The organism is Butyricicoccus sp., from assembly GCF_050872565.1.
Classification (GTDB): domain Bacteria; phylum Bacillota; class Clostridia; order Oscillospirales; family Butyricicoccaceae; genus Butyricicoccus_A.
In genome coordinates this window covers 1-12,541 of record NZ_JBNMHC010000022.1, presented here as the reverse complement: position 1 = coordinate 12,541, position 12,541 = coordinate 1, and the positions used below count along the sequence as shown (strand labels likewise).

General features: G+C 52.4%; 11 protein-coding genes. 3 read left to right on the top strand and 8 right to left on the bottom strand.

The window, feature by feature from the left end; all coding sequences use genetic code 11:
* The 7 genes from ACR0P9_RS02210 to ACR0P9_RS02180 all read right to left on the bottom strand — a co-directional run.
* On the bottom strand, positions 1-452 hold a 452-nt coding region (locus ACR0P9_RS02210; RefSeq protein ID WP_432617216.1), incomplete at its 3' end, for an ornithine carbamoyltransferase.
* A 17-nt stretch (positions 453-469) separates the two neighbouring features.
* The gene (locus ACR0P9_RS02205; RefSeq protein WP_432617215.1) at positions 470-1,654 is read right to left on the bottom strand and encodes an aspartate aminotransferase family protein; all 1,185 of its coding nucleotides are present in this window, start codon (positions 1,652-1,654) and stop codon (positions 470-472) included.
* Between the two features lie 21 nt (positions 1,655-1,675).
* A complete protein-coding gene (gene argB, locus ACR0P9_RS02200) occupies positions 1,676-2,554 on the bottom strand; it encodes an acetylglutamate kinase (RefSeq protein WP_432617214.1) in 879 nt (292 codons plus the stop codon).
* Positions 2,555-2,574: 20 nt separating this feature from the next.
* The gene (argJ, locus tag ACR0P9_RS02195) at positions 2,575-3,801 is read right to left on the bottom strand and encodes a bifunctional ornithine acetyltransferase/N-acetylglutamate synthase (protein WP_432617213.1); all 1,227 of its coding nucleotides are present in this window, start codon (positions 3,799-3,801) and stop codon (positions 2,575-2,577) included.
* Between the two features lie 41 nt (positions 3,802-3,842).
* Positions 3,843-4,781, bottom strand: a complete 939-nt coding sequence (gene argC, locus ACR0P9_RS02190) for an N-acetyl-gamma-glutamyl-phosphate reductase (RefSeq protein WP_432617212.1) — start codon at positions 4,779-4,781, stop codon at positions 3,843-3,845.
* 18 nt (positions 4,782-4,799) lie between these two features.
* A complete protein-coding gene (gene argH, locus ACR0P9_RS02185; protein WP_216470031.1) occupies positions 4,800-6,218 on the bottom strand; it encodes an argininosuccinate lyase in 1,419 nt (472 codons plus the stop codon).
* Between the two features lie 131 nt (positions 6,219-6,349).
* Positions 6,350-7,591 (bottom strand): argininosuccinate synthase, encoded by a 1,242-nt coding sequence (locus tag ACR0P9_RS02180; RefSeq protein WP_432617211.1) that lies wholly within the window; start codon positions 7,589-7,591, stop codon positions 6,350-6,352.
* 426 nt (positions 7,592-8,017) lie between these two features.
* Here ACR0P9_RS02180 and ACR0P9_RS02175 point away from each other — a divergent pair, with 426 nt between their 5' ends.
* Both ACR0P9_RS02175 and ACR0P9_RS02170 read left to right on the top strand, forming a co-directional pair.
* Positions 8,018-8,563, top strand: coding sequence for a hypothetical protein (locus tag ACR0P9_RS02175; RefSeq protein WP_432617210.1), 546 nt, complete (start codon positions 8,018-8,020; stop codon positions 8,561-8,563).
* A 366-nt stretch (positions 8,564-8,929) separates the two neighbouring features.
* Entirely contained in the window at positions 8,930-10,279 is a 1,350-nt protein-coding gene (locus ACR0P9_RS02170; RefSeq protein ID WP_432617209.1) for an ArsA-related P-loop ATPase, read from the top strand.
* 58 nt (positions 10,280-10,337) lie between these two features.
* On the opposite strand, the gene ACR0P9_RS02165 is transcribed toward ACR0P9_RS02170, so the two are convergent.
* Positions 10,338-11,336, bottom strand: a complete 999-nt coding sequence (locus ACR0P9_RS02165; protein WP_432617208.1) for an asparaginase — start codon at positions 11,334-11,336, stop codon at positions 10,338-10,340.
* 401 nt (positions 11,337-11,737) lie between these two features.
* Between ACR0P9_RS02165 and ACR0P9_RS02160 the strand changes: the two genes are divergently transcribed.
* A partial coding sequence (locus ACR0P9_RS02160; RefSeq protein ID WP_432617207.1) for a LysR family transcriptional regulator occupies positions 11,738-12,541 on the top strand: 804 nt, incomplete at its 3' end.

Below are 12,541 nucleotides of genomic sequence, written 5' to 3'. Positions count from 1 at the left end.
TTCAGACCTTCCAGCTGTGCGAAATGCTCACGCACGGTCATCAGATCAGCGAGCACCTGACACGGGTGGGCAAAATTGGTCAGACCGTTGATAACCGGAATGCTGCCGCAGTCTGCCAGAATTTCTGCCTCTGCCTGATCGTAGGTGCGGATGACAATACCGTCCAGATAGCGCGACAGCACACGAGCGGTGTCCTTGACCGGCTCGCCGCGTCCAATCTGCAAATCATGATTGGTCAAAAACAGCGCCTGACCGCCCAGCTGATACATACCGGTTTCAAACGAAACGCGGGTACGAGTCGAAAACTTCTGGAAAATCATGCCGAGGCTCTTGCCTTCCAGATGGCGATGCGGGATGTTATGCTTTTTTTCATACTTCAGCTGATCTGCCAAGTCCAGAATATTGATAATCTCATCCTTGGAGCAGTCGAGCAGCTTTAACAAATGATTCATGGTTTGTGCCTCCTTGCTCACTTGCAGAATACAGACTGCATCACAGCGAGTGCCTCATCCATTTCCTCATACGAAATGGTGAGCGGCGGCAGCAGACGGATAACATTGGTGCCTGCGGTCAGAACCAACACACCCTTGTCCATGATCTCAGCAACCAGTGCAGCGCGTTCCTCTGCATCGACAACGATGCCGACCATCAGGCCGAGACCACGCACACCCTTTACCTTGTCAGAGCCCATAGCCAGAATCTTGTCTTCCAGATACTTGCCCTTTTCCTGTACAGCCTTCAGGAATTCCGGCTTGGTCACCTCAGACAGAACCGCATTGGCGGATGCACAGCACATCGGCGTGCCGCCAAACGTTGTCGCATGGGTGCCAGGACCCAGTACATCGTCACAGGTGGTGTTTGCCATCACAGCGCCAATCGGCACGCCGCCGCCGAGACCCTTTGCCATCGAGACAACATCCGGCTTGATGCCGTACTGCTGGAAGCAGAACAGCGAACCGGTACGGCCGATGCCGGTCTGTACTTCGTCGATGAGCAGCAGCAGGTCATGCTCCTTACAGAACGCAGCAACCTCCTGTACAAAGCTCTTATCCAGCGGCATAACGCCGCCCTCGCCCTGAATCAGCTCCATCATAATGGCACAAGTATGCTCGTTGACATTGGCACGGATCGAATCCATGTTATTTGCCTCAGCATACGCAAAGCCTTCGGTAAACGGGAAGAAATACTGGTGAAACTTGTCCTGACCGGTTGCCTTCAGCGTCGTAACGGTACGGCCATGGAAGGAATTGCGCAGGGTGACAATCTCTGCACGACCTTCGCCGTACTTGTCATACGAATACTTTCTTGCGAGCTTAATCATGCCCTCGTTTGCCTCCGCGCCGGAGTTTGCGAAGAACACCTTGCCCATGCCGGTCTGCTCAACCAGCGTCTTGGCAACCTGTACCATCGGAGCTGTCGTAAACAGGTTGGACACATGCATGAGCTTGTGTGCCTGCTCCGTGATGGCATTCACAATCTTCTCGTTGTCATATCCCAGACAGCATACACCGATGCCGCTGGTCAGGTCGATGTAGCGCTTGCCTTCTACATCCCACAGCTGTGCGCCCTTGCCGTGATCCAGTGCAATGGAAAAACGACCGTAGGTATGCATCACATACTGATTTTCCTGATCTTTCAGTTCCTGATATGTCATAATCTTCGATTTCCCTTCCTCTTAATAGAACATCGTACCGACGCCCGCATCACTAAACAGCTCAATCAAAATCGAGTGCTCGACACGGCCGTCCTGAATGTTCGCCTGACGCACGCCTTCGCGAACCGCTTCTACACAGCAGTCTACCTTCGGAATCATGCCGCCTGCAATCACGCCGTCCTTGATGAGCTTCGGCACAGCGGATACCTTGATTTCCGGAATCAGTGTGCTCTCATCGTTGCGGTCACGCAGCAGGCCGCGCACATCAGTCAGCAGAATCAGCTTTTCTGCCTGCAATGCCACTGCCAGCTTGGATGCCGCGAGATCGGCATTGATGTTGTAGCTGGTATCGTCGTCAATACCCATCGCAGCGGTGGAAACAACCGGAATATACCCAGCCTCCAGCATATCATTGACGAGCTTCGGATTTACCTTGACAATGTCGCCGACATAGCCGTAATCCGTGCCGTCCTCGTCCTTCTTGCGGACAGCCTGCAGCAGACCATCATCCATGCCGCTCAAGCCGACACCGGCGCCGCCTGCCTTATTGAGCAGGGATACCAGTTCCTTGTTGACCTTGCCGCACAGAACCATCTGTACAATGTCCATGGTCTCGCGGTCGGTATAGCGCAGGCCCTTGACGAATTCGGATTTCTTGCCGATTTTCTTGAGCATACCGCTGATTTCCGGTCCGCCGCCGTGCACGACAACAATGCGCACGCCAACCAAGCTGAGCAGAACGATGTCATGAATGACAGCGTCCTTCAGCTCTTCGTTAATCATGGCGTTGCCGCCGTATTTGACAACGACGGTCTTGCCATAGTATTTCTGAATGTGCGGCAGTGCCTCAATCAGCATCTGCGCACGATATTTCTCCATATTTTCAAGATTTTCGAGCATGATCTTTCGTTTCCCTCCGATTACGTGCGATAGTCGCCATTGATGCGGACGTAATCATAGGTCAGGTCACAGCCATACGCGGTTGCTTCCTCGTCGCCCTCCTGAATATCTACATCGATGGAAACTTCCTTTTCGAGCAGAATCTTCTTGGCAATGTCCTCATCAAAGTCTACTGCTTCGCCGTTTTCGCAAACCGTGATCGAACCGGCTGCGCTGGAGAAGCCAATGTTGACGAATTCCGGACGGAACGGTGCCTTGGAATAGCCCATTGCACACAGCACACGGCCCCAGTTTGCATCGGCGCCGTACATAGCTGCCTTGACCAGGCTGGATGCAATGACAGCCTTTGCCAGACGCTCTGCGTACTCCTCGGCGCGGGAATGCTTGACCGTGCAGGAAATCAGGCGGGAAGCACCCTCGCCGTCTGCTGCCATCTTCTTTGCCAGCGTCAGCGCAACTTCGTACAGTGCTTCATAGAATGCATGGTACTCCTCGCTCTTCCAGTCGAGCAGCTCATTGCCTGCCATGCCGTTTGCCATGATAATGCAGGTATCATTGGTAGACGTATCGCCGTCTACAGAAATGCGGTTGAAGGTCTTGGAAACAACCTCACGCAGTGCGGAGCGCAGCAGAGACGGATCAATCGCACAGTCTGTCGTGATAAAGCCGAGCATGGTGCCCATGTTCGGATGAATCATGCCGGAGCCCTTGGCAATGCCGCCGATACGGCAGGTCTTGCCGCCGCAGGTGAACTCAACCGCTGCCGTCTTCTCCACGGTGTCCGTGGTCATAATGGCATTATTTGCCGCCTGCGATGCTGCAGCAGAAGCCTCCAGCTTGGAAGCGACTTCGTCCATATGTGCTTCGATGGTCTCGACATTCAGTCTCTGACCAATGACGCCGGTGGAGCCGACAAGAACCTTGTCCTCGTCCACGCCAGCAGCCTTAGCAGCCGCTGCTGCCATGCGCTTGGCATTTTCCATGCCTTCCGGTGCACACGCGTTGGCGTTGCCGGAGTTGGCAACAATTGCCTGTGCCAGACCGTTTTCCAGATGCTCCATGCAGACATAGATCGGAGCAGCCTTGACGCGGTTGCTGGTAAAGGTTGCCGCAGTTGCCGCAACGGTATCGCTGACGATGAGTGCCAGATCGTTTTTATCTGCCGGGCTGTTTGCCTTGACGCCGCAGTGCACGCCTGCTGCGCGGAAGCCCTTTGCGGCGCAAACGCCGCCTTCAATCTTTTTCATGATGATTCCTCTTTTATATCAATCACAGTGGTTATCGTTTATCAGATGGTAAGACCGGTGGTCTCTTCAAAGCCCAGCATCAAGTTCATGTTCTGGACTGCCGCACCGGATGCGCCCTTGCCCAAGTTGTCAAACAGTGCCGTGACAATGGTTTGCTCCTCATGGCCGCACACAATCAGCTGCAAGCTGTCATGTCCTGCCATGCCGCTGGAATAGATGACCGGCTCCTCGCCGCCAAACGGCGCGGTGCGCACGAGCTTCTGTCCCTCATAATACTTGGTCAGTGCTGCATGAATATCCTGTGCTGTCGGCTGACCCGGCAAACGCTTGTTGTGCAGCATAATCGTCGATGCCATGCCCTTATAGTAATCGCCCAGAATCGGAACAAAGACCGGCTTTTCCTGCAAGCCGCAGACATGTACCATCTCCGGCAGATGCTTGTGCTTGAGGGTTGTGCCGTAAATACGGTGCGAATCATGGCGCGGATCTCTGTTCGGATCTTCATACTCGGCAATCAGCTTCTTGCCGCCGCCGGAGTAACCGGTCAAAGACGAGCAAGTCAGCGGGTAATCCGCCAGAACAATGCCCAGCTTGACGAGCGGATACACGGAGGAAATAAATCCCGATGCATGGCAGCCCGGATTGGCAACGCGCTTGGACTGCATAATCGCTGCGCGATGCGCCTCGGACAGTTCAGCAAAGCCGTAATCCCATGCCGGATCGGTTCTGTGCGCCGTCGATGCATCAATAAAACGCGTCTTATCGTTTTCACACAGGGCAACTGCCTCGCGTGCCGCCGCATCCGGCAGGCACAGGAAGACAATATCCGCTGCATTGATGAACTTCTTGCGCTCTTCGGTATCCTTGCGCTTGTCCTCATCAATGAGAATCAAATCAATATCATCACGGGAACCCAGTCGTTCAAAGATTTGCAGACCGGTTGTTCCCTCTTTTCCGTCTATATATACAACAGGTTTCATAGCCATCTCTCCCAACGATTACGTGCGCAGCTCAGCACGCATATCTTCCAGCTGCTCCTCTGCGTCCTTCAGGAACGACTCTACCTTCTTGATCTGGCGTGTTACTTCCTTCGGAGCCGGACCGCCGATAACCGAACGGCCTTCTACGCAGGTCTTGAGATCCAGTGCCTCATAGACATCCGCATCAAAGTAGTTGGAAATGGACTTGAAGTCCTTGAGGGTCATGGTCTCCAGTGTCTCATCCGCATGAATGCAGGTGTTTACCAGACGTCCGACAATCATGTATGCATCGCGGAACGGCACGCCCTTCTTGGTCAGGTAATCGGCACAGTCGGTTGCATTGATGAAGCCCTGACTTGCTGCCTTGCGCATGTTCTTCTTGCGCAGCGTCATGGTGCGGAACATCGGCGCAAATACCTGCAGGCACTGCTTGACGGTATCAATCGCGTCAAATACGCACTCCTTGTCCTCCTGCATATCCTTGTTGTATGCAAGCGGCAGAGCCTTCATGGTGGTGAGCAGCGTCATCAGATCGCCGTAAACACGGCCAGTCTTGCCGCGAATCAGCTCGCAAACGTCCGGATTCTTCTTCTGCGGCATGATGGACGAACCGGTGGAATATGCATCATCCAGCTCTGCAAAGCGCCATTCCCAAGAGCACCAAGAGATAACCTCTTCGGACAGACGGGACAGGTGCATCATCATCAGAGACAGACAGCTCATCAGCTCAATGCAGTAGTCACGATCGGATACGCCGTCCAGAGAGTTTTCGGTCACGCGGGCAAAGCCCAGCTTGTCACAGACAAACTGACGGTCAATCGGATACGTTGTAGATGCCAGCGCACCGGAGCCGAGCGGCAGCTCGTCCATGCGCTCATAGCAGTCTTCCAGACGGGAAATGTCGCGGCGCAGCATCTGCGCGTATGCCATCATGTAGTGGCCAAACGTAGTCGGCTGTGCGCGCTGCAAATGGGTGTAGCCCGGCATAACGGTGTCGAGGTTTTCCTTTGCCTTGGCAACCAGCTCCTTCTCAAACGCGATTGCCAGCTCCATAATCTCGCAGATTTCCTTCTTTACATACATACGCATGTCGAGGGCGACCTGGTCATTTCTGGAACGCGCGGTGTGCAGGCGCTTGCCTGTATCGCCGATGCGCTGGGTCAGAGCGACCTCGACATTCATATGAATATCTTCATATTCCGGATTGAATACATCCAGCTCTCCGGCTTCTACTTCCTTCAGGATCTCCTTGAGGCCTGCTACGATCTTTTCTGCTTCGTGCTCCTCAATGATGCCCTGCTTGCCCAGCATGGTGGCGTGTGCGATAGAACCGGTAATATCCTCCCGATACAGACGACCGTCGAACTGAATGGAGGAATTGAAATCATTTACTACGTCATTGGTTTCCTTCTGGAAACGTCCAGCCCAAAGTTTCATGGGATTTTCTCCTTTGATCCGGCGCAATCGCCGGTATTTTCGTGTTCTTTTGCTAAAACTGCTAAAACGCACAATGGGCGGGCAATCACGCCCGCCCGATTGCGAAAATCGTGCTCGATGTTATCTTGCTTTTACTCTACGCTCGGGAACGCAACGTCTGCCTGCTGTTCCTTCAGCGCACGAACCTTGAGCGGCAGGCCGAACAGGTTGATGAATCCTTCGGAATCTGCCTGGTTGTACATGTCATCCTCAGCGAAGGTTGCCATTGCTTCGGAATGCAGGGTGTACGGAGAAGTTACCGATGCCGGAATGATGTTGCCCTTGTACAGCTTCAGCTTAACGTCGCCGGTAACGGTCTTCTGGGTCTCATCAACAAATGCGCTCAGAGCCTTGCGCAGCGGGGTGTACCACTGGCCGTTGTAAACCAGTTCGCCGAACTTCTGTGCGATCAGAGCCTTGTAATGAGAGGTCTCCTTGTCGAGGGTGATCTCTTCCAGCTTCTTGTGTGCTGCGTACATGATCGCACCGCCCGGAGTCTCGTATACGCCGCGGCTCTTCATGCCTACCAGACGGTTCTCTACCAGATCCAGCAGACCGATGCCGTTTGCGCCGCCCAGCTCATTGAGCTTCTTGAGCAGTGCAACGGATTCCATCTCTTCGCCGTCAACAGCGGTCGGAACGCCCTGCTCGAAGTGGATGGTTACGTAGGTCGGCTTGTCCGGAGCCTTCTCCGGGGAAACGCCCATCTCGAGGATGTCGTCGTACTTCGGCTCGTTTGCCGGATCCTCCAGATCCAGACCCTCATGGGACAGATGCCAGATGTTCTTATCCTTAGAATAGTTGGTCTCGCGGTTAATCTTCAGCGGGATGTTATGTGCTTCTGCGTAATCAATTTCCTTGTCACGGCTGTCCAGCTCCCAGAAACGCCACGGAGCCAGAACCTGCATCTCCGGTGCGAAAGCCTTGATAGCCAGCTCGAAACGAACCTGGTCGTTGCCCTTGCCGGTGCAGCCATGAACGATGGTGTCTGCGCCTTCCTTCTTGGCGATCTCAACAAGACGGCGAGCGATGATCGGACGAGCAAAGGAGGTGCCCAGCAGGTAGCCCTCGTAGTCTGCGTCAGCCTTCATGGTCGGGATGATGTAATCATCAACGAACTCCTTGGTCAGATCCATGACATACAGCTTGGAAGCGCCGGTCTTCAGTGCCTTCTCTTCCAGACCGTCCAGCTCGGTGCCCTGTCCTACGTCACCGGAAACAGCGACTACTTCACAGCCGTAGTTTTCCTTCAGCCACGGGATCAGAACAGAAGTGTCCAGACCGCCGGAATATGCCAGAACTGCCTTTTTAATCTTCATATCTTTCGTTGCCATCGTATATAAGCCTCCATTAAGAAGGGCGGTTTGTTTCCTATCCAGTGCAAAACCAACGCTTTGCTGTGCGAATCGCCCCTGTTTTTGTCATGACCATATTATAATCCCGCTGTACGCAGAATGCAAGGAAAACTTTTAAATATTTTCTAAAATGTATATTTATGCATTCCATCTATTACTTTTTCGTGCCGGTTTGACCCCAGTATCTTTTTTTCGTCACCTGTTTCGGAAAACAGATACAAAAAACCAGAAATCTTCGCACTTTTTCCGCAATTCATCTTGCAAATCCTTGATTTTTATTCTATGATAGGCATGATACGTGAAGTGATAATTTATAAGTACAAAAACCGGCAGATTCTCGAATTTCCCGCCCGTTTGTTACAGAATCGGGAACATTTCGCGCTCTGCAAACGAAAGGAGAAACCTATGAAACGATGCAATCGCTTGCTGTGTCTTGCACTTTCCGGCGTTCTTTTGCTCGGTCTGTTTACCGGCTGCGGCAGCAAAAACGATACTGCTGCTGACGAAGATACCCCTGCTACCACGCAGGCACTGACTGCACAGGAAGATGACACCATGCACATGAATATGCTGTTTTCCCTCATCAGCACGCCGGACAGCGGTGTGACGGAGCTGCTGGGTGACGGCAGTTCCCAGAAATACAATGCGGACGGCGAACTGACCGCACGCGAATTTGACGACGGCGTAGTATACGGCTGTCATGTGACCTTCACCGTGTATTACAATGCATACGGCGACGTGACTTCGATCCGCGTGGTCTTCCCGAAATCTGCGGACATCACAGAAGATCAGCTGCGCGACACCATCACCGAGCTGGTCGGCAGAAATCCGGACGGCGACGAATGGAAAGCAGACACCGCCACCATCACCCTGTCCAACACGGATGACGGCCTGACGCTCAACTTAGAGCAGTTCGAGGCAGACACCGCTGACAGCGGCACGCAAAAGTAAATCTTCCGCCGACAGCCTGAAAAAACAGGCTGTCGGTTTTCTTCGCTCTTTTGTATGTATTTTGAAGGATTTTGTTCTTTTTTTGCCGTGCACGCGCACAAATTGCATAAATTTTACACATTATTCATAACTATTTTATGCGTTTCGTTGACCTTCGCAAATAGATATGTTACACTGAGTGTAAGAAAAGATATAGGTATTCGCGCGGCACGGTCTGCCGTTTTCCTTTGCTGACACTCTCTGTTTCCCCATGCACGCATTCCCTGTCAACGATGGTTCATGGCGGCAGATACCTGTCAGCATTTTTTACTTTTCCTGTGTTTATGGGAAAAGGAGGGCATGACCACCAAAGGGAGGGGTGGGCTTATGTATCATTTTAATCCACAGGAAGACATCCAGACGAAATACGTCGTCTTCGCCGGCCCGGGAGGCTCCGGAAAGACCTCGGCAGCGTGCGCAGCAGCGGTCTCTCTGGCAGATCACGGCTGCCGCACCTTATTCATCGGAACCGATGCCGTCAGCCATTTGTCCGAGCTGTTCGACATGCCGTTCACCACACCCGTCACAACTGTCCCACAAATCCCCAAGCTGGACATTATGTCGATTGACCCGCTTCAGGATTTTGAGCACGTATTTGTACAGCTGGAGCAATTTCTTTTGCATCCGGCAACCCGCTTTCAATACTCGTATGTCATTGTAGACATTTGGGACACCGAATGGATGCTGCAAGAACTGCACTCTCCGCTGTTCTCCGATCATCATGAGCTGATGCACGTGCTGACCGATCCCCATCAGACCAGTGCATTTCTCGTTTCTCGCCCGTTGACAACGGAATTTTGCAAAACCGCCCAGTCGGTACAACGGCTGCGCTCCATTGGCATCAGCAACATGCTTCTGCTTGTCAACAGTCTCGCGCTGCGCGACGACGGCGCGGCAGCCCGTATTATCTATCAGCTCCAGCAAAAAGCCATTGCAGCCATGCCTGCCATTTTGCACGAGCTTCCCACGCGGCAGATCCCTATGCGTTCGTATTCCATCTCCAATACATCCAGTGTTCGTTCCTCTCTGCGAGAGGACTACTTCACGCCATCTCCGGAGATGATGGACGCCAGCCAGCCGCAGCAGCTTCAGGATATTATCCATTCCATTCACGCAAACAACCGAAAGCTCGTCATCATTCTCGGCAGCAGCGGCTCCGGCAAGTCTACGCTGGCGCAAAGCCTCGCTCAGCGGCTGATGCATCAAAACAAACATGTGCGTTTGTATTCCAGCACCAATATGCCGCTCAAGCACTTGTTATCAGACGGTCTTGTCGCTTTTCGTGAACTGCTAGAGAAGCCAAATACCGTTGTCATTCTGGATTATTCTGCCAAAGAATACGCACTGGGCAGTATGCACCGCAGCGGAAAGAAAATCACAACCGCCCAGCATTTGCTGCCGCAATTACAGCTCATGCTGAGCGATCTGACCGAAATTATTATGGTCACAACACCGGAAAAAGAACCGGCTACGCAGGCGATGCGGATGCAGAATTTCTTACAGCATCTTGGTGTCTGCATTGATTATTGGATTGTCAACCAGTCTATCTATCCGATGAACCCGGAAAGCTCCCTGCTCAAGGCAAAGGCAAGTTTTGAAGTCCCTTGGATCAATGAAATCTGCCGCCGCAGCAATGGACGCTTTGTCCTCATCCCTTGGGAGGATAACGCAGGGTAAATCACAAAAAAACTGCCAGAACCGGATTTTTCCGATTCTGGCAGTTTTGATTTTGTCCTTATGCTCTCTTCTCGGTGAACTCGCCGACGTAGCAGGTCTCCATCATCTTCTTGACTTCGTCCAGCTTCTTCGTGTGGCCGAGCACCCACATGAGCTTGACAGCTGCTGCCTCAATGCTCATGTCATATACCGACATTGCGCCTTCGCGGGCAGCCTGCACATTGACGTCATAGACGCTCAAATCAACATTGCCGTACTTGCACTGTGTTGCTACAAGAACAGCTACGCCAAACTGCTTGGCGCGCTTGAGGCACGGCAGCAGATTGCGAGTCTGATTCGGGATGCCGCCGCAGCCAAAGGCTTCGAGAATGATGCCGTAATATCCCATGCCCAGCATGGACTCAAGCTGCTTCGGCTCGATGCCCGGCAGCAGCTTGAGCTGTACGACCTTCGGCTCCAGACGTGTATCCAGTACCGGCGCACCAACCGGTGTCGGGATCGGCTGATTGAGGAATACCTCTCCATCCTGTACATAACCCGCATCGCCTGCGTTAATGCTGTGGAACGCATCCAAAGCACGGGTATACATCTTCTGTGCGCGAATGCCGCGGATAATGCGTCCGCCAAAGACAACGTATACGCCCGGAATACCGGAAACAGCTGCATGAACGGCATCCAGCAGATTCTTCTTGCCATCGGTGTCCGGATCAATCATTGCAATCTGTGCACCGGTGAAGATAACCGGCTTTTGCAGATTCTGCACCATCAGGCTGACGGCACAGGCAGAATATGCCATGGTATCCGTGCCGTGCGTGATGATCACGCCGTCATACGCTTCCTGTGCATCGTATACTTCTTCAGCAATGGTCACCCAATCTTCCGGCTGCACATTGGTTCCGTCCAGCTGCATGATGTCCTTACATTCCAGCTCGCAGTACTCGCGCAGTTCCGGTACCATAGAAACCAGCTGTTCGCCGGTATATACCGGTACCAGACCTGTTTCCGTATGCTCGCCAGCGATGTCTCCGCCCGTAGTCAGCATCAGAATCTTCTTCATATTCCAAGTCTCCTTTAATCTTTTGCAAATGACTGGCAGCTATGCTCCGGTCTTTCTTACTTCTGTTTGTTATGATACCACAAAAGGCGCGTGCCTGTAAAGAAACAGAAAAAAATCATTCAGATGAAGTCTTTGCTGCGCAGAAGGGAAAGGCAAAGCAAACAACCTCGTCTGAATGATTGGTTCGGGAGCATCAGCCACAGGATGCGTTCCAATTCACCTATAGCTGAAGGGGTTTCGTAATATAAAGCGGACATCCGCTTGTTTCAATCACTGTCTGTATTATATCCAAACCCCAACTATAAATCAAATATTGTTTTTTTATATTTGATATAAGCAATTACTTATGATATACTCTTTTCATCGTATGAACTCGCTATATTTCTATCAGAGGTGTCCCAATGTTTCGCAATATGGAGTATGTCTATGCCGTATACAAAGAGATGAGCTTTTCCCGCGCGGCGGAAAAGCTGTTTATTTCTCAGCCCGCGCTGAGTGCCATGGTCAAAAAAGTAGAAAAGCGCATCGGCAGCCCAATTTTTGACCGTTCCTGTTCACCGATTCGCCTGACGAACTGCGGAAAAGAATACATCAGCTGTGTTGAGCAAATTATGGATGTCGAATATCAATTTTCCCAGTATTTAAATCAGACCGAGCATTTGCTCATCGGCTCGCTGTCCATCGGCGCAAACAGCGTGTTTGCTTCCTTTTTGCTGCCGTCGTGTATGACGGCATTCGCCCGCTTTTATCCCAGTATTCATGTGTCCATGACCGAGGCAAACACAGACATCCTGCTCGATGCCCTCAACGCTGGAACGCTGGATATTGTCTTGGAAAATTACGATTTGCCGGAAGACATGTACGACAAGCACTATTTATTCACAGAAAATCTCGTACTCGTTGTGCCTAAGCATCTGCTTCCGGATGATTCCCTGTCCGCCTATCAATTGGACGTGTCGCAAATCGGCAGACCTGCCAATTGGGACTCTGTCCCCTGCGTGCCGCTGTCGCAGTTCGCCGGACTCCCCTTTTTGGCTCTGCGCGAAGGCAACGACACACGCACGCGCTTTGACCAGCTGTGTGCGCGGTATCAACTGCACCCAGACATTCGTCTGGAGCTAGATCAGCTGACCACATCGTATCAGGCAGCGTGCAGCGGTCTCGGTGCCGCTGTCATCAGTGAGACGATATTACATCACACCCAG

Excerpts from the sequence above, each read along its gene's own strand:
- ACR0P9_RS02205 (WP_432617215.1), bottom strand. The coding sequence starts at position 1,654 with ATGACATATCAGGAACTGAAAGATCAGGAAAATCAGTATGTGATGCAT.
- argB (WP_432617214.1), bottom strand. The coding sequence starts at position 2,554 with ATGCTCGAAAATCTTGAAAATATGGAGAAATATCGTGCGCAGATGCTG.
- argJ (WP_432617213.1), bottom strand. The coding sequence starts at position 3,801 with ATGAAAAAGATTGAAGGCGGCGTTTGCGCCGCAAAGGGCTTCCGCGCA.
- argC (WP_432617212.1), bottom strand. The coding sequence starts at position 4,781 with ATGAAACCTGTTGTATATATAGACGGAAAAGAGGGAACAACCGGTCTG.
- argH (WP_216470031.1), bottom strand. The coding sequence starts at position 6,218 with ATGAAACTTTGGGCTGGACGTTTCCAGAAGGAAACCAATGACGTAGTA.
- ACR0P9_RS02180 (WP_432617211.1), bottom strand. The coding sequence starts at position 7,591 with ATGGCAACGAAAGATATGAAGATTAAAAAGGCAGTTCTGGCATATTCC.
- ACR0P9_RS02175 (WP_432617210.1), top strand. The coding sequence starts at position 8,018 with ATGAAACGATGCAATCGCTTGCTGTGTCTTGCACTTTCCGGCGTTCTT.
- ACR0P9_RS02170 (WP_432617209.1), top strand. The coding sequence starts at position 8,930 with ATGTATCATTTTAATCCACAGGAAGACATCCAGACGAAATACGTCGTC.
- ACR0P9_RS02165 (WP_432617208.1), bottom strand. The coding sequence starts at position 11,336 with ATGAAGAAGATTCTGATGCTGACTACGGGCGGAGACATCGCTGGCGAG.